At 38.5% G+C, this 24,470-nt stretch carries 25 protein-coding genes; 6 read left to right on the top strand and 19 right to left on the bottom strand.

Translation table 11 applies throughout. The annotated features are described in order from the left end of the window. The first annotated feature begins 111 nt into the window (after positions 1 to 111). Positions 112 to 1,692, top strand: coding sequence for an aldehyde dehydrogenase (NADP(+)) (locus RMB13_RS08410; RefSeq protein WP_311084958.1), 1,581 nt, complete (start codon positions 112 to 114; stop codon positions 1,690 to 1,692). Between the two features lie 162 nt (positions 1,693 to 1,854). Next, positions 1,855 to 3,144, top strand: coding sequence for a fosfomycin efflux MFS transporter AbaF (gene abaF / locus RMB13_RS08405; protein ID WP_311084957.1), 1,290 nt, complete (start codon positions 1,855 to 1,857; stop codon positions 3,142 to 3,144). A 66-nt stretch (positions 3,145 to 3,210) separates the two neighbouring features. On the opposite strand, the gene RMB13_RS08400 is transcribed toward abaF, so the two are convergent. From RMB13_RS08400 to RMB13_RS08375, 6 genes are all read right to left on the bottom strand, one after another. Next, positions 3,211 to 3,963, bottom strand: a complete 753-nt coding sequence (locus tag RMB13_RS08400) for an AraC family transcriptional regulator (protein WP_311074859.1) — start codon at positions 3,961 to 3,963, stop codon at positions 3,211 to 3,213. 44 nt (positions 3,964 to 4,007) lie between these two features. Next, positions 4,008 to 5,270: an FAD-dependent oxidoreductase gene (locus tag RMB13_RS08395; RefSeq protein WP_311084956.1), complete on the bottom strand. Its 1,263-nt coding sequence runs from the start codon at positions 5,268 to 5,270 to the stop codon at positions 4,008 to 4,010. Next, positions 5,270 to 5,500 (bottom strand): 2Fe-2S iron-sulfur cluster-binding protein, encoded by a 231-nt coding sequence (locus RMB13_RS08390; RefSeq protein WP_101663680.1) that lies wholly within the window; start codon positions 5,498 to 5,500, stop codon positions 5,270 to 5,272. The genes RMB13_RS08395 and RMB13_RS08390 overlap by 1 nt, the downstream gene beginning before the upstream one ends. Then, positions 5,501 to 6,604: an FAD-dependent oxidoreductase gene (locus tag RMB13_RS08385; protein ID WP_311084955.1), complete on the bottom strand. Its 1,104-nt coding sequence runs from the start codon at positions 6,602 to 6,604 to the stop codon at positions 5,501 to 5,503. After that, on the bottom strand, positions 6,601 to 7,533 hold the full coding sequence (locus RMB13_RS08380; protein ID WP_311084954.1) for a 4-hydroxyproline epimerase: 933 nt from the start codon (positions 7,531 to 7,533) through the stop codon (positions 6,601 to 6,603). The genes RMB13_RS08385 and RMB13_RS08380 overlap by 4 nt, the downstream gene beginning before the upstream one ends. Before the next feature lie 179 nt (positions 7,534 to 7,712). Then, complete coding sequence (locus tag RMB13_RS08375; protein ID WP_000174664.1) at positions 7,713 to 8,396, bottom strand: GntR family transcriptional regulator; 684 nt, start codon at positions 8,394 to 8,396, stop codon at positions 7,713 to 7,715. Between the two features lie 421 nt (positions 8,397 to 8,817). Between RMB13_RS08375 and RMB13_RS08370 the strand changes: the two genes are divergently transcribed. Further along, positions 8,818 to 9,723 carry an EamA family transporter gene (locus tag RMB13_RS08370; protein ID WP_311084953.1) on the top strand — a complete coding sequence of 302 codons (906 nt, stop codon included), beginning with the start codon at positions 8,818 to 8,820 and terminating at the stop codon, positions 9,721 to 9,723. Between the two features lie 57 nt (positions 9,724 to 9,780). On the opposite strand, the gene RMB13_RS08365 is transcribed toward RMB13_RS08370, so the two are convergent. Beyond that, positions 9,781 to 10,716 (bottom strand): dihydrodipicolinate synthase family protein, encoded by a 936-nt coding sequence (locus tag RMB13_RS08365; RefSeq protein ID WP_311084952.1) that lies wholly within the window; start codon positions 10,714 to 10,716, stop codon positions 9,781 to 9,783. A gap of 545 nt (positions 10,717 to 11,261) precedes the next feature. Between RMB13_RS08365 and RMB13_RS08360 the strand changes: the two genes are divergently transcribed. Beyond that, positions 11,262 to 11,885, top strand: a complete 624-nt coding sequence (locus RMB13_RS08360) for a hypothetical protein (RefSeq protein WP_311084951.1) — start codon at positions 11,262 to 11,264, stop codon at positions 11,883 to 11,885. A 74-nt stretch (positions 11,886 to 11,959) separates the two neighbouring features. On the opposite strand, the gene RMB13_RS08355 is transcribed toward RMB13_RS08360, so the two are convergent. From RMB13_RS08355 to RMB13_RS08345, 3 genes are all read right to left on the bottom strand, one after another. Next, on the bottom strand, positions 11,960 to 12,394 hold the full coding sequence (locus RMB13_RS08355; protein WP_311084950.1) for an I78 family peptidase inhibitor: 435 nt from the start codon (positions 12,392 to 12,394) through the stop codon (positions 11,960 to 11,962). A 158-nt stretch (positions 12,395 to 12,552) separates the two neighbouring features. After that, complete coding sequence (soxR, locus tag RMB13_RS08350; RefSeq protein ID WP_080592416.1) at positions 12,553 to 13,020, bottom strand: redox-sensitive transcriptional activator SoxR; 468 nt, start codon at positions 13,018 to 13,020, stop codon at positions 12,553 to 12,555. Positions 13,021 to 13,213: 193 nt separating this feature from the next. Further along, complete coding sequence (locus tag RMB13_RS08345) at positions 13,214 to 13,507, bottom strand: hypothetical protein (RefSeq protein ID WP_003651095.1); 294 nt, start codon at positions 13,505 to 13,507, stop codon at positions 13,214 to 13,216. Between the two features lie 456 nt (positions 13,508 to 13,963). Between RMB13_RS08345 and RMB13_RS08340 the strand changes: the two genes are divergently transcribed. After that, complete coding sequence (locus RMB13_RS08340) at positions 13,964 to 14,623, top strand: epoxyqueuosine reductase QueH (protein WP_311084949.1); 660 nt, start codon at positions 13,964 to 13,966, stop codon at positions 14,621 to 14,623. A gap of 311 nt (positions 14,624 to 14,934) precedes the next feature. Here the strand turns inward: RMB13_RS08340 and RMB13_RS08335 are convergent, their stop codons facing one another. The 4 genes from RMB13_RS08335 to RMB13_RS08320 all read right to left on the bottom strand — a co-directional run bounded on the left by RMB13_RS08335 (position 14,935) and on the right by RMB13_RS08320 (position 18,562). Then, positions 14,935 to 16,083 (bottom strand): DNA glycosylase AlkZ-like family protein, encoded by a 1,149-nt coding sequence (locus RMB13_RS08335; protein WP_311084948.1) that lies wholly within the window; start codon positions 16,081 to 16,083, stop codon positions 14,935 to 14,937. A gap of 130 nt (positions 16,084 to 16,213) precedes the next feature. After that, a complete protein-coding gene (locus RMB13_RS08330) occupies positions 16,214 to 17,395 on the bottom strand; it encodes a cyanate transporter (RefSeq protein WP_311084947.1) in 1,182 nt (393 codons plus the stop codon). Next, positions 17,395 to 17,877 (bottom strand): nucleoside deaminase, encoded by a 483-nt coding sequence (locus RMB13_RS08325; protein WP_311084946.1) that lies wholly within the window; start codon positions 17,875 to 17,877, stop codon positions 17,395 to 17,397. The genes RMB13_RS08330 and RMB13_RS08325 overlap by 1 nt, the downstream gene beginning before the upstream one ends. Positions 17,878 to 17,893: 16 nt before the next feature. Continuing rightward, the gene (locus tag RMB13_RS08320; RefSeq protein WP_311084945.1) at positions 17,894 to 18,562 is read right to left on the bottom strand and encodes an ankyrin repeat domain-containing protein; all 669 of its coding nucleotides are present in this window, start codon (positions 18,560 to 18,562) and stop codon (positions 17,894 to 17,896) included. A gap of 147 nt (positions 18,563 to 18,709) precedes the next feature. Here RMB13_RS08320 and RMB13_RS08315 point away from each other — a divergent pair, with 147 nt between their 5' ends. Then, entirely contained in the window at positions 18,710 to 19,567 is an 858-nt protein-coding gene (locus tag RMB13_RS08315) for a LysR family transcriptional regulator (RefSeq protein ID WP_311084944.1), read from the top strand. On the opposite strand, the gene RMB13_RS08310 is transcribed toward RMB13_RS08315, so the two are convergent. The 5 genes from RMB13_RS08310 to tssA are packed head-to-tail and all read right to left on the bottom strand — an operon-like array spanning position 19,564 to position 24,460. Beyond that, positions 19,564 to 20,517 carry a M15 family metallopeptidase gene (locus RMB13_RS08310; protein WP_056479146.1) on the bottom strand — a complete coding sequence of 318 codons (954 nt, stop codon included), beginning with the start codon at positions 20,515 to 20,517 and terminating at the stop codon, positions 19,564 to 19,566. The genes RMB13_RS08315 and RMB13_RS08310 overlap by 4 nt on opposite strands. 7 nt (positions 20,518 to 20,524) lie before the next feature. Next, positions 20,525 to 21,148 carry a hypothetical protein gene (locus RMB13_RS08305; RefSeq protein WP_311084943.1) on the bottom strand — a complete coding sequence of 208 codons (624 nt, stop codon included), beginning with the start codon at positions 21,146 to 21,148 and terminating at the stop codon, positions 20,525 to 20,527. 12 nt (positions 21,149 to 21,160) lie between these two features. Beyond that, on the bottom strand, positions 21,161 to 21,967 hold the full coding sequence (icmH, locus tag RMB13_RS08300; protein ID WP_281832042.1) for a type IVB secretion system protein IcmH/DotU: 807 nt from the start codon (positions 21,965 to 21,967) through the stop codon (positions 21,161 to 21,163). A 17-nt stretch (positions 21,968 to 21,984) separates the two neighbouring features. After that, complete coding sequence (tssK, locus tag RMB13_RS08295; protein ID WP_005041639.1) at positions 21,985 to 23,349, bottom strand: type VI secretion system baseplate subunit TssK; 1,365 nt, start codon at positions 23,347 to 23,349, stop codon at positions 21,985 to 21,987. 16 nt (positions 23,350 to 23,365) lie between these two features. Beyond that, complete coding sequence (gene tssA / locus RMB13_RS08290) at positions 23,366 to 24,460, bottom strand: type VI secretion system protein TssA (protein WP_311084942.1); 1,095 nt, start codon at positions 24,458 to 24,460, stop codon at positions 23,366 to 23,368. Positions 24,461 to 24,470: the final 10 nt, after the last annotated feature.

The following is a 24,470-nucleotide window of genomic DNA, read 5'->3' as shown; positions in this document are numbered from 1 at the left end:
ATTAATAACGTATACAAAATACTATATTTCTCAAAAGTAAAACCTAGGCTTCGATAATTCTCCAACGTCAGAAGAACTACTTTTGACGTTCACTCTAAAGTGAGGTTGATAATGTTAAATATTACTGGTCAAAATTTTATTGCAGGTCAACGTTCAAGTTCGGGCAGTAAATTTGTCTTAAGTTATGATGCTGCAACAGATGAAGCATTACCCTATCAATTTGCTCAGGCAACTCCTGAAGAAATTGATCAGGCAGCTCAAGCAGCTGCATTGGCTTATCCAGCTTTTAGACAAACTACGCCAGAACAGCGCGCGGTTTTTCTTGAAATAATTGCCAATGAAATTGATGCGCTTGATGACCAGTTTATTGCCACTGTCTGTCAAGAAACCGCGTTACCTGAAGCTCGTATTCGTGGTGAACGTGGGCGAACTACAGGCCAATTACGTCTGTTTGCTCAAGTATTACGCCGTGGTGATTATTTAGGTGCCCGTATTGATTTGGCTTTACCTGAACGTCAACCACTTCCACGTCCAGATTTACGTCAATATAAAATCGGTGTTGGGCCAGTTGCTGTATTTGGCGCTAGTAATTTCCCTCTTGCCTTTTCTACTGCTGGTGGCGATACCGCTTCAGCACTTGCGGCAGGATGTCCTGTTATTGTGAAGGCGCATAGCGGCCACATGGCAACCGCCGAATCAATTGCAAATGCGATTTGTAGTGCAATTGAGAAATGCGCTATGCCAAAAGGCATCTTTAGCATGATTTATGGTCAAGGTGTTGGTGAACCACTGGTAAAACACCCCGCAATTAAAGCAGTTGGATTTACAGGTTCACTCAAAGGTGGGCGTGCTCTCTGCGATTTAGCTGCTGCACGCTCTGAACCAATTCCTGTTTTTGCCGAAATGTCGAGCATCAACCCAATGGTTTTATTACCCGAGGCTCTAAAAGTGCGTGGTGATAAAATTGCAGCTGAACTTAGTGGTTCAGTGGTTTTAGGTTGCGGTCAGTTCTGTACCAATCCGGGTTTAATTATTGGAATTAAATCAGCTGAATTTAGCCAATTTCTTGAGCAGTTCACGGCTGCAATGGCTCAGCAGCCACCACAAACCATGCTTAACAAAGGCACTTTAAGAAGCTATGAACATGGCCTTAAAGCATTACTCGCACATGACAAAATTGAGCATTTAGCGGGTCAACCACAACAAGGCCAACAAGCCTATCCTCAGCTCTTTAAAGCTGATGTATCTCTTTTACTAGAGCAGGATGAGTTACTTCAAGAAGAAGTATTTGGCCCAACAACGATTGTGATTGAAGTTGAATCGGCAGAGCAACTTGCTCTAGCGTTAAACGGACTTCGTGGTCAGCTTACCGCATCATTAATTGCCGAGCTGCAAGATTTTGAAAACTTCTCTAACCTGATTTCATTACTTGAAGAAAAAGCAGGACGTTTACTTCTAAATGGTTACCCAACAGGTGTGGAAGTCTGTGATGCCATGATACACGGCGGTCCTTACCCTGCAACTTCAGATGCACGCGCTACTTCGGTAGGAACCTTAGCAATCGAGCGTTATTTACGACCAGTATGCTATCAAAACTATCCAGATCACTTATTGCCACTCGCTCTTCAAAATGCTAATCCGCTTGGTATTGAACGCTTAGTGAATGGTGAAATGAGTAAAGCTGCACTTTAATATTTTTGAAGGAGTTTATCCAAGAGATGAACTCCTTTTTATTTAGATCAAAATCGCACAACGTAACCGCACATTATTCAAATAAAAAAGTGAAAAAAAATGGATAGCAAGATGCTCTATCAAATCAATACGTAACATATTTTTAAATAAGGATATTGGTATATGACGACAACATTAAAAAAGGTTGTAGCGGCCTCTATGGTCGGCTCCGTAGCTGAATGGTATGAGTTTTTCCTGTATGGAACTGCTTCCGCCCTTGTCTTTGGCGAACTTTTCTTTCAACAAACAGGCAATGCTATAGATGGCATTTTGGCAGCTTTCGCCCTCTATGCTGTTGGCTTTTTAGCAAGACCTATTGGTGGCCTAGTGTTTGGTCATTATGGCGATAAAATTGGTCGCAAAAAATTATTGCAAATTAGCCTGATTATTGTCGGTATAACTACTTTTTTAATGGGTTGCGTTCCGACCTTCCATCAGATTGGCTATTGGGCACCTACTCTACTAGTCATGCTTCGTTTAATTCAAGGCTTTGCTTTTGGTGGTGAATGGGGCGGTGCAGTCATTTTGGTTTCAGAGCACAGTCCAGATGATCGCAGAGGCTATTGGGCGAGCTGGCCACAAACTGGTGTACCGCTAGGGAATTTAGTAGCAACACTGGTTTTATTATTACTTTCAAAAAACCTTTCACCCGAACAATTTCTAGATTGGGGATGGCGCTGTGCATTTTGGTTTTCGGCAGTCGTTGTACTCATTGGTTTATGGATTCGAAAAAATGTAGACGATGCTGAAGTATTTAAAGAAGCGCAGGCCAAACAGCAACTTCTTGAAAACCAACAACTCGGTATTATTGAAGTTTTAAAATATCATAAGAAATCTGTTATTGCGGGTATCGGTGCTAGATTCGCAGAAAACATTTTGTACTATATGGTGGTTACTTTTTCGATCAGTTATTTAAAGTTGGTCGTCCATAAAGATACTTCACAAATCTTACTGCTCATGTTCGGCGCTCATCTCATCCATTTCTTTATTATTCCTTTCATGGGACATTTAAGCGATATATTTGGCCGTAAACCTATTTACCTTATTGGGGCTGTACTCACTGCTTTTTGGGGCTTTGTCGGCTTTCCGTTAATGGATACAGGCAATAACTGGCTCATCATGTTAGCAATTGTGCTCGGTCTATTTATTGAGTCGATGACCTACTCGCCTTACTCTGCCTTAATGACTGAGTTATTTCCTACTCACATTCGCTATACGGCGCTTTCCTTTTGTTATCAAGTCGCGCCAATTATGGCAGGTTCGCTCGCTCCATTAATTGCCTTAACGTTGCTCAAAGAATTTAATAGCTCGGTTCCGATTTCTTTATATTTGGTTGCAGCAAGCTTGATTTCTATTGTCTCGATTTTGCTGGTAAAAGAGACCAAAGGCCGATCACTTGCTTTTAAAGATTAGTCTTTAAAATATAAATTATTCGCTTAACAATGTTTTTGGGTTGTTCTATACAGCCCAATTTTTTATCTAAATATTTTTGATAGAGCCGCGATATAAGGTAGGTGACACCCCTGTATGCAGCTTAAACTGGCGACAAAAAGCGCTATGATCAGTATAGCCACAGCGCAAACCAATTTGAGTAATCGGTAAGTCTGTCGCCAGTAATTCAGTGGCTACCTGAAGACGAATTTTGCTAATCATTTGCCGCGGCGTTAAATGGTATATTTTTTTGCAATAACGTTCTAACTGAGCCACCGACACACCCGCAATTGCGGTCAAGTGTGCCAAGGTAATCGTTTCGGCATAATTCTTTTTAATATATTCCTCAACCTGAACCATCTTATAAAAAGCAGGATGTGTATTTTCAGGCACATTTAAATCATTAGAAATACCCGCTATTCCTACTAAATTTCCATCCGCATCAAATAATGGCTCTTTATAGGTTAGACACCAACCCGACTGGTTCTTTGCATATAAATGTAGTTCTAATTGCTCTGTTAACTTTTTACCACGACGAATTACTTGTAGATCTTGAGATGTATATATTTTTCCAAGTGAGTGGGGAAAGACTTCTTCCGAGGTCTTTCCAAGTAACGCAGTTTTATCTTTTAGACCACAGCGATTTACTAATGTTTGATTGACAAATACATAGCGTGCTTCGGTATTTTTGATGAAAAATACCACCGAAGATAAAGCATCAAATAATGGTTCAATACTTTCCAGATTTTTTAAGAAATCTTCCAAAGTTGTGGTTAGTTTCGGAATTTGAACCAAAGTCATGAGCTAGAGCGGGCAAAGTAATAACTTGTCTACTCTAGAACATTTCATTTTTGATTTAAAGGAGAAGTAGACATCGCCATGAGGCTTTTTACACGGGTAGGAAGTAATGGCGGTCGAGAGTTAGGCAACTGCCAATCAAATAGGCAGGCGGCTGCTGTTGCACAAGTGCTTCCCTGACATGCTCCCATTCCACAACGTGTATGTAATTTTGCATCAATCCAACTACTACGCTCGGCAACCTTATCAAAAGTTACATCTTCACATCGACAAAAAATAGTTTCTGGGCGCGCAAGCGTTTTTAACTCAGCACGCAATTTGAAGCTTTTCTCAAGCAAATGTGCAAATAATCGATACCGTTGTCTTTGAGCAAATAATTGACTGGCTTTTTCATTTTGACCTATAGCTGCATAACCTGCGATGCTACCTTCAACCATTGCCAACTCACTTCCGCCAAAACCTGTACACTCACCTGCTGCCCAAACCTGCGGCTGTGATGTACGTTGATAGTCATCGACCGCAATCGCATTGTCTTTAATTTGACAACCCATTAACTGGCCCAATTGAGTATTCGGTATTAAACCAAACCCACAAGCGAGTCGATCACACTCAATTTCAACAATTCCTTTCGGTGTTTGTAGTCTTACTCGTTCAAGACGATCCTGTCCAATTGCTTCAATTACATAACTGTCAGGGTGATATAGACGATAAGGTAAAGATAACGCCTGTATTATTTTCGCAGGCCAGCGCCAAAGTTGTAGTGCAAATTTACGAACGGAAGATGAAGCTGCCTGTTCAGCAACATAGAGGACTTGAGCACCTACATTTTTTGCTGTGGCCGCACTTGCTAGGAGTAATGGTCCGGAACCTGCGATCACAACACGTTCATTTTTGACAGGTGTGCCTGCTTTAATTAAAGCTTGTAAACCACCTGCACCCGTTACGCCAGATAAGGTCCAACCGGGAAAAGGTAAAAATAGTTCTCTTGCACCCGTACACAATATAAGCTGACGATAAGACAGATTTAGGCTGTCATGAGGTCGCTCAACGAGTAATTGGCCTACAAAAGGTGCAGCGACAATCTTGGCACCAAACATAAATTCAATATTAGGATAAGACTCAATTTGTTGATATTTCTGCTGCGCCATTTCAGGTACAGGAAAAATCGGTCCAGCACGCCAGATTTGACCACCCGCCTGTGGGTTATTATCCAATATTAAAATTCGCCCACCACTCTCGGCGGCTGCAATAGCAGCTGACACCCCAGCAGGGCCTGCCCCTACAATTACCACATCGTATTGTTTTTCCATTATTGTGTTTCCACCTTCATGTCTTGCTGGCACAGCGTCTGACAAGCAAGCACTCTGAGTCCATTAATATTGACACGGCATTCCTGACAAACTCCCATTCCACAAAATGGAGTACGTTTTTCCCCACATACAGACAAACGGCTGTAAGACTTCGCTTGTGCTAAAGCAGCAGCAACATTCGTACCTTCAATCACAGAAACTGATTGTCCGTTAATAAATAGCTGAATCATCTATGCAGCTCCTATAAAACGTTGAGGTAAAAAAGGTTCTGGATTAATATCAAAATTTAATCCACATACATGTGAAGCAATAAGTCTTGCTGTACCTGTCGCAGTGGTTACGCCTAGTCCTTCATGACCTACTGCTAAATAAACCGATTGAAATGCAGGATGCCGTCCAATCACAGGAATGCCATCCGGAGTGGCTGCTCGAAAACCAGTCCATGCCCGAATAACATTAAGATCAGCCAATGCTGGAAAATAATCAGCCGCCTCTTTAAGCACTCGAGTAAACACTTCTGGCTCTACAGTCGGATCAACCGTATTAAACTGACGAGATGACCCAATAAAAAGCTGACCTGTCGGTCTAGGTTGAATATTACAAGCGACCGAAATTCCACTTGTCGCTTGCGTGCTAGCTGCATAAGCTAAAGCCACCAAGGTATGTTTTACATTTAATTCGGGATAACGGTCGGTAATTGCCAAATGACCTTTTTTAGGTTCAATCGGTAACTCTGGAAAAAAATCCGTCGCATGAATGCCATTAGCTAAAACGATATGCGCAGCTTCTAGCCATGTTCCATCACTTAACTGAACCCGATTTTCTTCAATATGAATAACTTTAGCTTGTTGAAGCTGAATCTTTTGCGGGAATTGTTTTAACAACCATTCAGCAGCACAGGGTGCATATAAAATGCCATCATCAAAAACTTCTAACCCACCGTAAAGACCCTGCTTTAAGTGAGGTTCAAGCTGATGAACTTCATCTGCGTTTCGAAGTTGGCAACGGACGCCTTGTGCAGTGAGACGTTGACATTTTTCCTCAGCAATCTGCATTTCTTCTGCGCTACTTGCCAGCCATAAAGTTGGCATTTGGCGATACGCGCATTCCTCCGAAAGCTCGTGTCCTAATTCATGCCATAGCTGAACTGACCAATGACTAAGTTTTAATTCGGCTTCCAAGTCATCCATAATGACCAAATGCCCCATACCCGCGGCTGTTGCACCACCGATACGAGCATCTAAAACCTGCACATTTAACCCTTGTCGGGCTAATTCATAAGCACATGCCGCACCTACAATGCCTGCCCCAATGACTATGGCATCGGTTCTCATAGCTGAATACCCCAAGCAAATGGGTCATTTTCATCCATAAATAAAGTTGCTTCAGCACTCATGTAAGCTTCACCACGAATGGTTGGAATAACATATTCCCCTGCTTGCTCATACGAGGCAATAAACTGACTACCGATAATGCTGGCTTGTTTCCATAACTTTTCTGGTTCAAGTTTGCCATCTGCAGCTAAGCAAGCAATTTTTGCACTGGTTCCAGTTCCACATGGTGAACGGTCATAGGCCTTGCCTGGGCAAAGTACAAAATTTTTACTGTCCGCTTCAGTGTCACTTGCAAATAACTCAATATGGTCAATTTCTTGCCCATCTTTACCGGTTATTCCTTGTGCCGTAAGCGCTTGTCTGACTGTCCATGCATAGTCAGTCAGTTGATCTAAATTATCACTTGCAACACGTTGACCATGGTCATTAATCAAAAAGAACCAGTTACCACCCCATGCAATATCGCCAGTAACTTTTCCATATTTTTCAACATCAACTTCGACCGCTTTTTTATAACGATATGCTGGTACATTTCGCACACTAACTGAATGATCTTCATGCAATGTCGCTTCAACATCACCGACTGGAGTCTCAATTAAATGCGTACCAACTTGTATTTTTCCTAAGTGCGCTAAGGAAGCTACTAAACCAATCGTGCCATGACCACACATGCCTAGATAGCCTGTGTTATTAAAGAAAATAACGCCTGCGCTCGCTTTAGAATTCACTGGCTTACACAATAATGCTCCAACCAAAACATCATTACCGCGCGGCTCTAACATGGTTGCTCTACGGAAATGGTCATATTGTTCAGATAAGATTTTTCGGCGGCTTTCCATATCGCCTGTGCCTAAATCAGGAAAGCCTTCAAGTACTAATCGTGTTGGTTCACCACCAGTATGAGAGTCCAAAATTTTTACTGTTTTCATTAAAGTATCCTTACATTTTTTTCTAGGATGACTGATCTCAAAACAGCAAGCTTGATCGTTTTCTTATGAATCGATGACGAAATCAGCATAGTTAAGATATGCTTCATCTAAAATAAAGACAAAAAAATTAGGCCATTGGCCTAATTTAAATAACACTAAAATGATTAAGAATAGAGCGCTTATTTTTTCGCATTTTTATGGTGAGGTAGATGCTCATAGAGTGATTGGCAAACACCATTAATATGCTCTTCTATTAATTTAACCGCTAAATCGACATCTTTGGCTTTACATGCTTTCACGATTTCTTTGTGCTCATCATTTGCACGTGATTTACCTTCTGAAACATTCATCTGCAATCTTAAATAGCGCTCAATTTTATCGTAAATAGAACGAATTAATCCAAGCATATAGGGCCGCTGTGCTGGTTCATAAAGGCATGCATGTAACTGCCAATTTAGTGTGGTCCAGCTTCCAATATCCATGTTATCGATAAAGGCATTACAAATTTCATCTGCCTTTTTATAAGTTTCTTCCGTCATATTCGGCACGGCGAGCTGAATCAGCTTCGTTTCCAACATCACTCGGACTTCAAAAATCTGTGCCAACTCTTCTTCAGAGATGCGGGTCACAATTGCGCCACGATTTTTTATAAACTCAACCAAGCCTTCGGCTTCAAGTTGCTTTAAGGCTTCACGTACGGGAATTTTGCTGACATTAAAAAGTTTGGCAATTTCATCCTGACGAATCGGTTCACCTTCAGCAATATGCCCTGCAATAATTGCTTCTCTAATATATTTGACAATAACTTCAGATACCGAAGGCATTGCACCAAGATTTGATACATTAAAAGATGGTAGCGTCACGAATATTCTCTTAACCTCAAAATATGACACAAATAAAAGGATGATAATTTTTATTCATCCGCCATAATGAAATCATTGCTTTTCAAGCATTATTTTCGGCACGGCTTACCTTTAATTCAATGCTGCTAAAACTCATTTTCTCTATTTATTGGAGCTAATAATTTTTAACTGCATTAATAGCTAAAGTATACTTTATACCATTTAATTCACAAAACTATTATTAGACTATGCTGAAATCGTCATCATTTTATTGTATCTAACCAAGCAAATCATAATAAATAGCAGCATACTAGCCTGTTCTCTTGATGGGCAACTGTCAAAAAGATTCCTATCCATTTAGCTAAGTTATTGCCTGCAAGATAAAATTTTTATCTTGTAAACATCATGCTGCATAAAACTTTTAAAGTTTGAGTCACTTCATATGAGTACGCCAACAGAAGCAAAATTTTCTCTGAATTATTATACGGGTTTCTTATCTGTACTATTTGCTGCTTTTCTATGGGGTACAGCAGGTACAGTGGCATCTTTTGCAAAAGGCATTAGTCCACTTGTAATTGCTACCATTTCTGTTGGCTTCGGTGGATTAATTCATACGTTTTTAAGCTTAAAAGCCATTAAAAAAAATTACCAAAAACTATTTCACTATAAATCCCAAATCTTTATTGCGGTCATTGTTTCAATTCTTTGTCCATTTGCATTTTATTCATCTGTCTCTTTAGCGGGTGTTTCTATTGGCACCGTGATTTCTATTGGCTGTGCGCCTTTGTTTTCAGTGCTTTTGGAATGGATTTTAGATAAACGGAAACTTTCTTTAAAATGGCTCATCAGTTTTATTCTTGGTTTTTTAGGAATTATTTTACTCTCTTATGCTGGTGATCATGCGCAACATCAAGTCGTACAATCTGATCGCATTTTAGGGGTATTTTTTGGCTTACTCTCTAGCCTGAGCTATGCAACATATTCTTGGATAATGAGAAACCTAATTCGCCAAGATGTCGACTCAAGAGCTGCCATGGGAGTGATTTTTGGTATCTCTGCAGTGCTTTTACTACCTACATTATTCATTACGGCACAAAACCTTTTTGATTACCCAACTAACATTTGGGTTGCGATTTATATTCCGATTGTTCCTATGTTTTTGGGCTATTTATTTTTTAGCTTTGGTCTTAAACGAATTCCCGCAAGTCAAGCTATGACTTTAGCTTTAGTTGAAATTCCAGTTGCAGCATTATTAGCAGTTGTTGTAGTGGGTGAAAGTTTAACAATGCATAGTTATTTAGGTTTAATTCTCATTTTCCTATGCGTTATTGTTCTGACCAAAAAGTAATTCATAGAAATAAAAAAAGAGGCTCAATTGTTAGCCTCTTTTTTTATGGATACTTACTTAGATTTCAGCTGACCAATTACCGTACCACGTACGGAATAACTCATACTGAGTTTCAACATATTTACGTTGCGATTCGCTCAATGCATCAGTCTCATTAAAGTGTAAGGTATATTCTTTATCACCGTTAAGTACCATTAAGTATTTATAGTAAAGAACAAGATCCGTTCCTTCGTCAAAAGAAGATAAAACTTCTAATGCACTTGATAACTCTTGTGCTAAACGACGGGCTTTTGCATCACCTGCTGCAGCTTTCTTACTAAGGTCAACCAACAGTAAAACTTCTTTAGGTAAAGCATTACCAATCCCTGTAATCGCACCGGTTGCATTACAGTTGACGAAGCCATGGAAAACTTGAGTATCTACGCCAGCCATTAAGGTGACTGAATCATCTTGTGAAGTAATGAACTCAGCCGCGTAACGCATATCGGCAGCACCACCAAACTCTTTGAAGCCAATTAAATTTGGAAACTCACGGCGTAATTCAAAAAATAAATCTGCACGAGTTGCAAATCCATAATATGGGCTATTGTAAATCACCGAAGGTAAGCTTGGAGCTGCTTTTAAAATTGCAGAAAAGTGAGCTTTTTGTGCAGTTGGTGATGCACCGCGTGATAGTACACGTGGAATAACCATAAGCCCTTGTGCACCTACTTTTTCTGCATGAGCTGCATGAGAAACTGCTTCTTTTGAATTAACTGCACCCGTCCCAACAATTGTTGGAATGCCTGCAGCAACAAGTCGTGCTACCCCTTCTTGACGTTGAGCTTCGGTCAATAAAGGCCAATCCCCCATAGAACCACAATACACTACCGCACTCATGCCCGCTTCAATCAGCTCATGCCCTTTTTTCACAAGCGCGTCAAAATCTGGCTCACGGTTAGGAGTACATGGGGTCATTAGTGCCGGGATACATCCTGTGAAGATATTACTCATAATTATTCCTCAGTAATACAAATAAAACTTTAGGTAGTCGTACTTTCGAGTTAATCCATCTCAAAAGTTATGGAATGGGATTAATAGCTGTTTAATCATTCTTCATATATCGTATACGATATACAGCAAAAAGAATAGTCTTTCCCTTCAAATTCTTTAACTGAGTAAAAATTCATATAAATCAGATATTAATTTTATTAATAGAATTAAAAAATAAAATTTGGCCTATATTTTAAAAAAAATTGAACCTAAAAAATTTATGAAATTTAAAAATGAGCGCTGAGAATAGAAATTAAATCCGAGCTTACAAGCAGCGCTCAATAAACAACCGCAGAACATTAGCCATTAGTCGCACCTCTCTATTTTTATTCATTTTTGCTGGTAAAGTATTTTACATGGTTTGATACAACCTACTTAACGCAGATGCATAATTCACCTGTTACCGCATCTGATGTTTTTCAGCCTCTAGTCCGCTAGAGGCTTTTTTTATTATTGATATAAAGCCTGATATATTAAATTGATAGAAATAATGAAAGACAAGAAAAATGAATCATATATTAAAATTAAGCGTTTTAAGTTTTCCAGTTCTATTCTTGAGTAGCTGTATTGGCTGTTATAACCCAACAGGTTGTAACCGTGATGATTCGCCTTATTTCTATACAACTCAAATAACTCAAGCTAAAGGCGTAACTGTTCCAGTGGGAACAAAACTGGTTTATAAATCTCAAAAGTCAAAACAGAAAAATGAACAAACTACTCCACTTAAAGAAGAAAATATAACTTCGATAAAGCTATCAAAAGATACTGCTATTCTTTGGGGAGGAATGCCCACCAATCATCTACTTCAATTTGCCAATTCTGAAATGCAGGGATTTACTGCCTACAGAGCCCAAGAAGTTCCCACCGTATATTCCAATCAATTTTTAAAACTCTGGAAAGAGTGTGATAGTGATTTAGATATCTCTATCAAAAATAAAAAAGACTGGAGTTTTAACCCTGCAAATATGAAAATTATTGGGTGCGGAATTAACTATCAAGAAAGAGCTTCGTACAACACTAACAATCCAAGCCAAGATAAAGTTGATATTTTTCTAATCAATATTAACAAGGCTTTACAACAACTGCCTCAACAAAAAGAATATCCAGTCATTCACTATTCCCAAAATTAAAGTCGTAAAAAAAGCCCGCATTTCAGCAGGCTTTTTTATTTCAAAATTCGGTCTATTAGCTTTTAATTAAAAAGTTAGCCACAAGTTGCGTTCGTAATTTTTTTAGAAGCTGGGTCAATGGTGACTGTAACTCGGTTTGTACGATAATCCATGGTCATTGGTTGACCTGGAGCAACTTTACGCACAATTTCTGATTGAGTCTTTTGTTTAATTTGATCATCAGTAAGGCCAGATTGTCCCACTAATTTTTGAGCTTCTTCTGCTACACAGTTCGCTTGATTGTCACGGAATAATTTCCATTCTTCTACGACTTGGCCATTTGGTAAATGACAATAGCCGACCTGACCATTTGCTTCATTTCTAATTTCTAATTTTCCACCTTGTTCAACACAATATTGACTAGCTGGATTTGGTGAACCAATTTTTGGTGGAGTCGGATCTTTATGTTGTACAGACGAGCAAGCCGCTAATGAAACAAGTGCCAAGCCAAGAAAGAGAATTTTTTTCATAATTTTTTGCTTCTTACTAAAAAAACTAAAGATATCAAAAAATTTCATATTCCATGTCACTTCTTTACAATAAAAAACTCACTTGAATGTTCTAGCAAAATAAATTTAATTTATTGGAAATTAAGATATTCCCAATTAAAAGCTATTGTTGAAATATTCTATTCAGGTCTTTCTAAAATTCGTGGCCCCGATCCTTCTAGTCCTAAAATATCTTCAGGATTTCTTAATGGACATTGCTCTAAGGATAAACAGCCGCAGCCAATGCACCAGTCCATTTCATCTCTTAAGCGAGTTAATTTTTGAATTCGATCATCCAGATTTTCTCGCCAATGACTTGATAGATCTTTCCATTGCTTGGCTGTTAATTTGCTACCCACAGGATACTGACTTAAAGCCTCTTTAATTTCATTTAAAGGAATACCCACTCTTTGAGCGACTTTAATAATCGCAATATATCTTAAAATAATTAAGGGATACCGACGTTGATTACCATTTGTTCTTATACTTTTTATAAGCCCTTTCGCTTCATAAAAATGTAAGGTTGAAACAGGAACTCCACTCCTTTTTGCAACTTCACCCACAGTCAAAACTCGACTAGAGTCAGCTTTTTTATTTTCACTCATCATGATTGACCTTAACTTTACTTGAGGTTTATAAGAGAGCACTTTTCTTTTGTCAAATAAATAACAGAGATTTTCTTATACACTATGAACTACTCTCCCCAAGGTATAGATCTTATCTGTAAAAGCTGATGACAAAAATGGATGTGATTATTAATTCAATCTATAAAATAACTTGCTGTCATTTAAATTTAAGAAATTAGTTTTGTAGAGTAAACGGACATCCACAAATCCAAAACATGTTGTAAACGAAAGGCATGGGTGCACCTAATGGATAGACTTTTATCTGCTCGATCTTATAAGTTTTTTTTCGTGACTCAATGTGTAATATATTATCGTAACGGGCAACCACAACTCCCTTTTTATATAATTTTTTCCTTTCATTCTTTGCGTCAAATTTATATACCAAAAAGTAAACCTTTTCTCCTACACCGATCTTTGAATGATTAACCATAATGTAACCATTACAATACTTACATTGCCAATCTTCCATATCTAAAATTATCACACGCTTAAATTAAAAAAACACACTGAATTTTATAGTATAAATTTATTAAAGATATAAATGTAAAGAAATATTTTAATTGAAAAAATAAGTTTTATTTGTGAACTACATCACAGTAAAAAACAAAAAACTTCAAACTATTCTAATTACATCAAATACTTACAAACAGAAACCTAATATTTATTATTTTTAAATATATAAAATTCATCCATAATTTATTTAAATATATAGTATATTTATCAATAACTTTCAATATAACCACAAATCTTACCTTAATATAAAAACCACATTTATTTAACTATCAAAATTCAACTCAACCTTAAATATAACAATAGAATTTTTTAAATATTAAATTAATTTCACAGTAAAATTGAAAATAATTCATTTCACATTATATAAAAAATAAATATATAATTAATAGCATTACAATTTAATTTTTTTATTATGTCAACTCAACGTTTAAAATTAGAACTCCCTTCTGGACACGATCAATTATTACTTCACTCTTGTTGCGCTCCTTGTTCAGGAGAAGTTATGGAAGCATTAATCGACTCAGAAATTAAATTTTCAATATTTTTTTATAATCCTAATATTCATCCAGTAAAAGAATATTTAATCCGCAAAGAAGAAAATATTCGTTTTGCAGAAAAGCATAATATTCCATTTATCGATGCAGACTATGACACTGACAATTGGTTTGCCCGAGCAAAAGGGATGGAAGATGAACCTGAACGCGGCATTCGTTGTACCATGTGTTTTGATATGAGATTTGAACGAACTGCCCTTTACGCCCATGAACACGGCTTTAGTCTCATCAGTAGTTCGTTAGGAATTTCTCGTTGGAAAAATATGGCGCAAATCAATGACTGCGGAATTCGGGCTGCTGCTCACTATCCCGAAATTCAGTACTGGGACTATAACTGGCGTAAAAATGGTGGCTCAAGCCGTATGATTGAAATCAGTAAACGAGAAGAATTTTATCAGCAAGAATATTGTGGCTGTGTATATTCTTTACGAGATACTAACCGCTGGCGTATGGGTAATGGGCGTGATCGTATTAAACTAGGCGTTAAGTTTTACAGTAATGCAATGGATGAAGATTAATTTTTACTTCTCTTAAAAACTTAATTAATTTGTTCTTAGCTACATTTATTTTTTATAAAAAAAGAGCCACATCTGGAGAATGTGGCTAAAAGGTGTACTAAATAAGCTTTGATGTAGTTAGATTAATTGTGCTAGCTTAAAATAATATTAATTAAAATTAATTTTAAAAATTTTAATAACATTTCTAGTTTCATATAACCAATTGATCACCATAAAAATTCGTATTTAAGTATTTGAATAATGATTAAATTTATGTAAATAGCATAACTTAGGCTATTATTTGGCTTTAAATATAGTTCCCTGCTTACACCTTAGCGAATGAGCTTGATGACTTTGTCATTAATGATGGTGCATTGATTAAACTCTGCAAAACGCTTGATCTCTTGCTCTAATTCGAAAAAGAAAAGCTCTTTATCTTTGATTGTTTTTTCTAGATGTAGACTAATGACTTCTAACTCTTTTACTGTCCGATGTGCTTTGCAATCTATGCGGCCCACAAGCTCATCTTGATAAAGAATAGGTAAGCAAAAATAACCAAATACCCGTTTGGCCGCTGGCATATAGCATTCGATCCGATAATCAAATTCAAATAAAGATGTTAAGCGGTCACGATGAATCAGCGAGTTATCAAAAGGCGAAAGTATTTTTAATCCAAAATCAGTATTCACTTTTTGTTCTATTGCAGCTACATCAACATATAGAGTTTGCCCACCAGTAAGCGGAATTGCTGACACTACACCTGCGTCAATCTGCTCCTTCAGCACGACACGCATAGTTTCTTTTAAATCTTTTCCCTTTAAATGAACCAATTGCTTCCATGTGAATGCTCCATGTGCCCGGAGTGTGGTATTAAATAAATACTGCGCATATTCATGAAGCGTAGGCATACTTAAATCAATATTTTCAGGTAAGCAGCGTTCGGTCAAATCATAGACTTTTTCCATTCCGTTACGCTCACAGATCATCAGGTCACCCTGCATATATAACTGCTCAAAAGCACGGCGACCTGGACCTGTATTCCACCAATTTCCCAAACTCTTTTTATTATTCTTATCAATATCTCGTAGTCGAATTCTACCTTCTGCACGAACGCGGGCTAAGATTTCATTCATGAGATGTGGATCACCTCTATTGAAATAACGACTTTCCCCCTTCCTGACCGACATCATGGCAGGCAGTGCATAACGGTAGTCTTTCATAGGAAGATAAGACGCCGCATGATACCAATATTCAAAAATCTGACGCTCTCGAACCAAATTATTTAAATGACTTAAATCATAATCAGGCACTCGGCTCCACAATATATGGTGATGGGCACGTTCAACAACCGATATAGTATCAATCTGTACATATCCTAAATGCTCAATAGCCTGTAAAGTGCCATCTATCCCTTTTGTAAATCGACTGGTTTTTCCTAAGCCTTGATTAAATAAAGTGAGCTGTTTTAAAGATGAAGTCATAGAAATCAAATATTGTTGTATTCATTTAGAAGCGGAAAAATTTCAGTTCTATCCTATCACTATTTCCTAATTTGCTTGTGATTTAGCATCAGTAATTCTTTATAAAAAGAATCTCAGCCAACTCAACATTTTATAGACTCATCTTAAAATAACTTTTAGGAGCCAATCTAATCACTAAAATAACAACCAATATCACACTGGCTAAATGAAAAAGCCACCCTGCTTTGTAAGCCCTCGTAAGATCATGCAAAATTGCAATAATCCATGGCGGGATTGCAGCAAGTAAAAAACCACCGCCTTGCATCAATGCAGATAAAGCACCTGCATGAATGGGTTCATCAAAATGGTCTAATGCAACTATAAGCGTTAATGCAAAGCACCCTCCTAAGCCAACGCCTAAACAAATTGCCCAAAGCATAGCGGCGAACTCAGGCATAAAAGCTATTCCTGAAAAACCAACCATTTGCATTGCTAACGTAAACCATAGCCATGGACGTCGGTCTTTATATTTCCTAGCTAAAACAGGCAAAATGAGTGCTGAAGCTGCTTGGCTCAAGGCCAGAAAAGCAAGTAATTTCCCACTTTGCGCTGCGCTCCAACCCTGATCTTGAAAAGAAGGCGCTAACCAAGCTACGACTGATGAGTAGCCACCATTTACAAGCCCAAAGCAAGCCATTAATAACCAAGTTCGAGGTTGATTTAACAACTTTCTTACAGGCGCACGATGAATGGATGAGCTAGCTTTTGTAGGTAAAAAAGCTAGCGCCAATATAAATGCAAACAAAGCTGGAACTGCAAAAAAAGCCAGTCCAATAGACCATAAACCCGTGATATTTGAAACTACAGGCGCTAACCATGCTCCTAAGGCACCACCGCCCATAAGCATGGCTGAGTAAAGCCCCATCATCGGACCAATATGTTGGCTAAATTCTCGTTTAATCATGCCGGGAAATGCCGCTTGTATCATCGCGACTCCGAATCCAATCACTATGGCGCTAAGAATTAATCCTTCGGCAGTAGGAAAGAAAAATCGGACAGCGCATCCCGCACAAATGGTCAGCAATGCACCAAGAATAGCGCTTCTTTCGCCGACAAAGTTTTGCAATATTGGCCCAACAAATGCAACGATTCCCATAAGCATCATCGGTAGCAAAGTGAGCAGTGCTAGGCCTTGTAGGCTTAAGCCAGTGGCTGTTCGAATATTGACAATCAATGGTCCAATACTTGTGATAAATGGTCTTAAATTAAGGCCCACCAAAGCTACCGTTACAACAAGCATGGGACGAGTCAAAAAAACGCCAGACTGCTTCATTATTCTGAGCCTGAATGATTGGCTTGATAATTCTTCCAATATGCATAAAGATCAGTGCGGTTTTCAACTCTGATCGGTATATATTGAATTTTCATTGATTGCTCAGCAAACGGCTTGGCAAGCTCAATATATATTTCGGCTGTAGACAGACCAAATGGTGTTCCATCTTCATTAGAATATGCATAGCTCACCGACTTTATACCGGCTAAACGCATTGCTGCCATACACATTGGGCATGGGTGTCCACTTGCATACACAGAGCAGCCTTCTAGGTTGGCAGATCCTAAAACTTGACTGGCTGCACGAATAGCCAGTAATTCAGCATGTGCGGTTGGGTCATTCGTTGTCAGAATCTGATTTACGCCTGAAGCAATAATTTCTCCATTCTTTACAACCACAGCACCAAATGGCCTGCCACCTTTTTCAATATTGTTATAGGCAAGCTCAATCGCATTACGTAAAAACTGTTCACCTTTTTCCATCACATACTCTCACTTTCTATTTTGCACCAGCTGCAAGAAGTCTTTTTTCAATTTCGCGGTATCCTCGTGAACGCGCATGTTGTAACGGTGTAATCCTGTCTTTATCTGCCAAGTTCGGATCAGCACCTGCTTTTAATAAAAGCTCTACAATGTGTTGATATTTAGGTTCTCCATTTCCCAAAATGATGGCCTCAAGCAATGCCGTCCACCCCAAATTATTGACATGATTAACATTTACACCGGCCGCAATTAATGTACGAACTGTTTCGACATGGCCTCGTTCCGCTGCTGGAATGAGCGCAGTCCCACCGTAACGGTTAATACTTTTTAAATCGGCACCATGCATGAGTGTCATTCTTAGAATTTTTAAATATCCCTGTGCACCAGCATATAAATATGGACTGTCTTGAATATTGTCTTTTGCATTTACATCAGCGCCAGCCTCTATCAGCATATGAGCAGCATGTACATTATTTGCTCTTGTTGCGACCATCAAAGCAGTTGCACCTGTTTCATCTCGCTCATCAATTGAGGTCTTTTGAGATAAAATCTGTTTGATAGATTGAGTATCATTATTTATCACTGCCTGATGTAAAGGATAATCACCCATTGCATTCGTCATATTTATAAAACCCAAAGTCCCTAATGCGACAATCAGATTCATCCATAACAGTGACTTACGCATGGTGACCTCCCAATAGAAATTTATGGCAAAACATTTTGCAATTAGAATAAGCTTCACCAAAAGTATTTGGAAATTAAATTATTTAATCGATAGTATTAAGATTATGAATACTTATTTCATCGGCTTTTAAGCGGGCAGTACCTAATAATGTTTGATCCTCGCCTTTTACGTGCTTTCGTTACTATTTTTGAAACGGGCAGTTTTACCGCAGCTGCCGATCGATTACACCTGACTCAATCAACAATTAGTCAGCAGTTAGCGCGACTTGAAGAATCCGTCGGTCATGCGCTGATAGATCGAACAGCACGGCCTTTCAAATTGACGGTGTCTGGAGAATATCTGATTGGTTATGCGCAAAGGATTTTGACCCTTCAACAAGAAGCTGAGGCACTACTTAAAGATCCGGCAGGAAGTATTCCTATCCGTATTGGTTTACCAGAAGATATGATGAGTCCAGCAATGGCTGAAGTTTTTGGTATATTTGCCAAAGAGCATCGTTCCATTCGTTTAGACGTAACCTCTGGCTTGAGTCGCAACTTAACAGAACGTTATCGGAATGGTGAATTCGATATTATTATTGTCAAAGAACCTGCAGCCAGTGCTGATCACCACGCTACATTCCCAGAAGAAATGGCATGGTTTGAAAGTGAGAATTCAACAACTACATGGTCTGATCCCATTAGTTTGGTGACCTTTCCTCAAGGCGGACTTTATCGGGATGAGATGTTCGCAACCTTAGAGCGTGAACGGCGACGTTGGTATATTGCCTTTACGGGTAGTAGCCTAGAAAGCGTGTTAGTCAGTGTTGAAACCGGCTTAGGATTATCTTTATTGCCTGTGGCTACCACCCATGGACGCCGAGTATGTCGATATGATGCATTAGGGGCCGTTCCCCCTATGGTCGTTTCAATTTATACATGGGAAAAAGCTGGGATAATTTCCCAGCTTGTAGACAAGATGACAACTGTTTTACAAGAACGTTTTCAATCATCAATAAGTGTTTAACTTATATCATTCAAACTTTCAGCAATCAGTTTTTCAGCCATTTCCTGTGTTTTTCTTAAGCCCGGCATACGGAATTCCGTATGTCCATAATCTTGAATAGATTTCCAACGTCCGCCCCACGTAAGACCAACCGATTCAGCAACTTGTCCATATAAACGATAGCCTTGCATAGCCCACGGGTCTCTTTCCGAAATAACCACTTTTCCATTTCGTTTAAAGGCTACATCTGCCGCCAAACCAAATTGATGGTAGCTCTGATACCCTTTTGCTCTGGTCGTATTCGGATTACCTGCCAGCATATTCTGACGAGTAGGACTACGATATCCCTCTAATAAAACCAACTCATAGCCATATTGTTCTTTCATGATTTTAAAAACCATGAGTAAACGCTGCTTATAGCGTGGGTTCATTTTGCTCCATTTACGATCTACTAGACTGGTATCTAAAATAGCTCGCCCATCGAAACTCGCATTATCAATAGGTGAAGAATTAATAGCGCCACTACTTTGAGAGGAATATTGTTGCTCTAATTGGGTGGCCTCTACAATCGCAGCTTCAATTAGGCTTTCATCCACTTCTGGCGGTGGCGATAATATTTCACCATTCAAAAGTGCATAAATTTGAGGATCTGTTTTTTTCAGATATTCAGCCTCAATTCGAGTTGAACTAATAGGTCGAGTAAAAGCAAACACTAAAATACTGGCAAACAAGAAAAAGCCTGCAATGACAATCCACCACTGCTGTAAATGCCAATGAGATTGTAGCTTTTCAGGCGCAGCTGCCTGATTCATTGTTTGAGCAAATTGTCTAACTTGATTAAGCTGCTTACGGCCTTGTGGCAGTAATGACAAAACAAAATCTTTGCTTCTACTCCTTAGCTCATAAGACATTAAAAACGCTAAACCAATTGCCAAGCATGTAAAGCAAAAGAAAATGAGAAAAATCATCATCAGTTCATTAATTCACGGCAAAAGGACTTCGTGTAATTTTAATATCTACCGATGCCTTAGGTGGTTCAACCTCAACTTCAGGTTCGGCTGGAGCTTTATTCTCAACAACTGGTTTAGCCTGTGCCGCTTGTTGTTGCTGCGGTTTACTTACTGGCTTTTGCTGAGCCGGCTGTACCTTCGGTTGAGCCGTTTTAGCTACACCCGTCTGTAGTTGAGGCACAACCTGAACTTTCTTTTCACCCGTGAGCTGTTCGTCAAATGGAGAAACTCGCTGTTGATTGACAGTAGCAGGCTTATGCTGAGCAGGTTTAAAGATACTACTTAATTCATTATCTTTAGGTTGTTCAAAGCCATCACGGCTCATTGAATCTGTTTCGTTGTCTTGACTGACAGCAACCTGATTTTGTTCATCAGAAGAATGAGCAGTTTCTTGATTTAAAATCTGTTCTTCTGTTGATTTACTCTCAATTGCTGTTGATTCTGACGAATGCGGTTGAGACAAGAACAGGAATAGCGAGATGCTTACAAACACCCCAGCAATAACACCAATGACAATATAAAGTATTGGTGATTTCGGCTTTTTTTTATTCGACTGTAACACTCGAATAGAAGTTGGTTTTTCCTGAGCCATTTCGTACCATCATCAAGGTAAATAAATTGTAATATGTGCTTGCTCTTGAGGAGCAGAAATCACATTTTGATAATTAGATAATGCTTTATCATTTTGATTGTTCAGCATAAATCTTAGTCCTGCAAAGGTAAGTAATGCAAAAATCAATAAAAAGATCAAAATCCAGAAGAACGGTACTTCGCGATGAATAATATTTCGGATCTGATCAGGAATTGCCGAGAACGGCGAAAATGCGAGCTTTTTCCCCTTCAAATAGTCAATTTCATCACCCACTCGTGATACTAAATGGTTGAGACTTTCCGTTGACTCAATTCGGTACTTACCCTGAAAACCTAACAAAAGGCAGTAATGAAATACTTCTAAAGCAGCTAGACGTTCTTTTCCACGGCTACGTAATTGCTCCAATATTTCAAAGAAGCGATAACCAGCTAATTGAGAACCAAACAAGCTCAATTGCAATGGACTAATTAACCAAGCATTTTGCAAATTAAAATAATTCGCGTCTTGTTGCGTTACAATCGTTTCATCAATCAAAGCACAAAATGCATATTTAGCATCATGAATATCATCAGCTGAAAATTGCAACTTTTTGGCTTGTTGCTCAAATTGATTAAGTAAATTTAAGATTTTTTCACGAAACCGCTGTGCATCTGCCGGCACATACTGATTTCGAATCAAAAAAACCAAATAAAACCCATCATGCAATAAATCAATAAGATTGATTGCCTGTAGTTTTGCTTGAGACTGGCTATTATTGCTCCCGCCTGTTCCAATTTGCCCATCATCAAATAAAGAAGGAGCACCTGTGGATTGTGACATTTTTCTCTCCTTTATCGTTAAGCGTTCATGACCGCAATCAGTTCAATACTGATATCTTGGAAACCAGCCGGAACATAAATACAAATCGTCTCTGAATCTAACATGCGTTGATATAGCTCATGATGCGGTTCAATTTCAAAATAGCTCACACCAGAGCGTACAGGGATAGCAGTTGGAACTTGAATTAAGTGATGCAATGGAATTGCAGGCAATGCAGCGACCACACGTTGCTCTACATCTAAAGTGCTACCGATTTTGAATCGTAAAGGTACGATCTGAATCAACTCATGTGTCTGCATTGCGCTACTTGATACTGCAATATAAAGTCGAGTGTCTCGTGTAATCTTATCGGTCTCAAGACTTCCCACCCAATATGAAGGACGGATTTCTTTAAGTGCAATGCTGATGTAACGACTCGAAATAATCGTATCGAGTAAATCACGCAAAATCGTATCTAACTGCGAAAAACTTTCTTGTAAATTATGGTGTTTATAGGCAGGTAATTGATCGACATCATAAGCCGTCGAGAAAGTTAATAATGAACCTGCTAAACGCAATAATTCAAAGAACAAACGCTCTGGATGAATTTGTGGATACTGCACAAAATGATTAAGGCCAGCATGAGCTGTATTTAATGCATTCACTAACCAGAATGAAACAATATCACCTGAACGAAATTCAATTAACTTCTGTTCATTTTCTCTGTTATTCGTTTGAATCGTCTTAATTTTTGCCTTAATAACGTTCAGTGTTCTTTTTAAATTTGAAATGAGTGTTTCAGAGGCATCCACGTGCAAAATTGGTGGGATAAACTTTCGATCAATTTCGAAAGCACCCGAACTTTGACGCTTAATCTTTCCAATAGGTAAATATAAAAAACCATCTAAATTATGGTCAGGATTACTATGTACATCTAATAGTTTAAAAACAGCACGACGGCGTAACAAACTAATATCTGCTTCGGTAGCGTTAGTAAATAGATCATGCGTCTCGACAAGATGAGATTGATATCTACCCTTTTGCGCTTGGTTCTGATCAATGAGATTTTGCTTATTTGCTTGTAAGAGTGGCAATGCTAAATAGATTAACATTTCACCACGTAAATTAAGATCATCCAATAAAATTGGCTCAGGCAATAGATCATATGCAGGTGCCTGATAAATTTCACCGTCTTGCCAGATCATCTCTACAGACTCAAGAGCAAGAATATGTGTGCTCAATTGAGCCTCATCGAAATTTAATTTCTGAATACCATATGAAAAAGGTACAACCGCTCGAACCGTATGATTCAAGCGTTGTTCATGATAGGTATCTTGAATTTGGAAATGTTGAGGTCTTAAAAATAAACCTTCGCCCCACAGGACTTTTTCAGCTTTAAACATATGTCTTTACCAATCTTTATTCGTATTCATTTTTAGGCTGCACACCTAACATTTCCTGAACCATTTGTAATGGATGCTCATCTTTAATGACTTGTCCTAACCATTCATGTAACGGCATTTGACTCCATTTAATGGTTTTTTGAAGCATATAACTCACAGGGCTATGAGGCTCGTTTGCTTGAAAGTAATCCGCGATTTCTTGCAATACTTTCATTGCTTGCTCACGATTGGCCAAGTGAGTTTGTGCTTGAGGCTGAAAAACGGGCTGATCTGACACGATTTGGACAGGCACTTGATTTTCCATAGATGAGCTTGTAATAACAGCAGCCTGTTCTTGGGTTGGCGCAAGCCCAGTACCAAAAGCTTCTGCTTTATAAATCTTGCGTAATGTGCTGTGAATGGTTTCAAATGCTGAATCAATTGCACCAAAACTCGGCGAATCTAGTCCCATTAAATGGTCAAGGGTTTGCTTTAAAACATCCCACTCGGTTAAGACTGAGCTAAAATCTTGATAATTAGAATATTGAAAAGTTTTAGACGTATTAAAAATAGCTTGATCGAACTGTTCTAACTCCGATGGTCCCGACTGACTATCGTACTCTTCAGTTTGCTTACGACGAATGTTCTCGTGATATAGAAAATTATCATAATCAAGCAAATTATAAAAAGGAGCTGTATTGGTTAAAGAAACCTTCTTTAACAGCATCGGAAGTTGATTAATTAAACCCTGTAATAAACCAATACGTTGATCTAAGTCATCATCTTCAATAACAGGATGAATTTCCTGCCAGTATTGATTCAACATGGTATGGCTTAAAGTTAAACCTTTCGCCATACCCTCAAAACCATAAAGATGAGTCCAAGCCTCTATGAGCCAAGTTAATAGACGAATATCTTTAGTATTCTCTGTTAGCAAAACACTCGTTTTATTTGATACAAAATCCCAGTCGGCTTGTTTTCGCTCAGCAACCCAATCGCCTTGATCTAGCAATAGATCATCTTGTGTTTTCGCCTTTTTGATTTCATGAAATTCATTAGAAAATGAAAAGTCATCACCACAAGGTAAGCTATCGCTAATGGGTTCAAGGAGTTCAGAAATATCAATATTCATCTAATTTTAG

Origin of the sequence: Acinetobacter sp. V102_4, from assembly GCF_031799005.1 — a bacterium.
Classification (GTDB): Bacteria; Pseudomonadota; Gammaproteobacteria; order Pseudomonadales; family Moraxellaceae; genus Acinetobacter; species Acinetobacter calcoaceticus.
This window is presented reverse-complemented; position numbering and strand designations above follow the sequence as displayed.

Bases quoted from the DNA above. Each gene is read 5' to 3' on its own strand.
- RMB13_RS08410 (WP_311084958.1), top strand. From the start codon at position 112: ATGTTAAATATTACTGGTCAAAATTTTATTGCAGGTCAACGTTCAAGT.
- abaF (WP_311084957.1), top strand. From the start codon at position 1,855: ATGACGACAACATTAAAAAAGGTTGTAGCGGCCTCTATGGTCGGCTCC.
- RMB13_RS08400 (WP_311074859.1), bottom strand. From the start codon at position 3,963: ATGACTTTGGTTCAAATTCCGAAACTAACCACAACTTTGGAAGATTTC.
- RMB13_RS08395 (WP_311084956.1), bottom strand. From the start codon at position 5,270: ATGGAAAAACAATACGATGTGGTAATTGTAGGGGCAGGCCCTGCTGGG.
- RMB13_RS08390 (WP_101663680.1), bottom strand. From the start codon at position 5,500: ATGATTCAGCTATTTATTAACGGACAATCAGTTTCTGTGATTGAAGGT.
- RMB13_RS08385 (WP_311084955.1), bottom strand. From the start codon at position 6,604: ATGAGAACCGATGCCATAGTCATTGGGGCAGGCATTGTAGGTGCGGCA.
- RMB13_RS08380 (WP_311084954.1), bottom strand. From the start codon at position 7,533: ATGAAAACAGTAAAAATTTTGGACTCTCATACTGGTGGTGAACCAACA.
- RMB13_RS08370 (WP_311084953.1), top strand. From the start codon at position 8,818: ATGAGTACGCCAACAGAAGCAAAATTTTCTCTGAATTATTATACGGGT.
- RMB13_RS08365 (WP_311084952.1), bottom strand. From the start codon at position 10,716: ATGAGTAATATCTTCACAGGATGTATCCCGGCACTAATGACCCCATGT.
- RMB13_RS08360 (WP_311084951.1), top strand. From the start codon at position 11,262: ATGAATCATATATTAAAATTAAGCGTTTTAAGTTTTCCAGTTCTATTC.
- RMB13_RS08355 (WP_311084950.1), bottom strand. From the start codon at position 12,394: ATGAAAAAAATTCTCTTTCTTGGCTTGGCACTTGTTTCATTAGCGGCT.
- soxR (WP_080592416.1), bottom strand. From the start codon at position 13,020: ATGATGAGTGAAAATAAAAAAGCTGACTCTAGTCGAGTTTTGACTGTG.
- RMB13_RS08345 (WP_003651095.1), bottom strand. From the start codon at position 13,507: ATGGAAGATTGGCAATGTAAGTATTGTAATGGTTACATTATGGTTAAT.
- RMB13_RS08340 (WP_311084949.1), top strand. From the start codon at position 13,964: ATGTCAACTCAACGTTTAAAATTAGAACTCCCTTCTGGACACGATCAA.
- RMB13_RS08335 (WP_311084948.1), bottom strand. From the start codon at position 16,083: ATGACTTCATCTTTAAAACAGCTCACTTTATTTAATCAAGGCTTAGGA.
- RMB13_RS08330 (WP_311084947.1), bottom strand. From the start codon at position 17,395: ATGAAGCAGTCTGGCGTTTTTTTGACTCGTCCCATGCTTGTTGTAACG.
- RMB13_RS08325 (WP_311084946.1), bottom strand. From the start codon at position 17,877: ATGGAAAAAGGTGAACAGTTTTTACGTAATGCGATTGAGCTTGCCTAT.
- RMB13_RS08320 (WP_311084945.1), bottom strand. From the start codon at position 18,562: ATGCGTAAGTCACTGTTATGGATGAATCTGATTGTCGCATTAGGGACT.
- RMB13_RS08315 (WP_311084944.1), top strand. From the start codon at position 18,710: ATGTTTGATCCTCGCCTTTTACGTGCTTTCGTTACTATTTTTGAAACG.
- RMB13_RS08310 (WP_056479146.1), bottom strand. From the start codon at position 20,517: ATGATGATTTTTCTCATTTTCTTTTGCTTTACATGCTTGGCAATTGGT.
- RMB13_RS08305 (WP_311084943.1), bottom strand. From the start codon at position 21,148: ATGGCTCAGGAAAAACCAACTTCTATTCGAGTGTTACAGTCGAATAAA.
- icmH (WP_281832042.1), bottom strand. From the start codon at position 21,967: ATGTCACAATCCACAGGTGCTCCTTCTTTATTTGATGATGGGCAAATT.
- tssK (WP_005041639.1), bottom strand. From the start codon at position 23,349: ATGTTTAAAGCTGAAAAAGTCCTGTGGGGCGAAGGTTTATTTTTAAGA.
- tssA (WP_311084942.1), bottom strand. From the start codon at position 24,460: ATGAATATTGATATTTCTGAACTCCTTGAACCCATTAGCGATAGCTTA.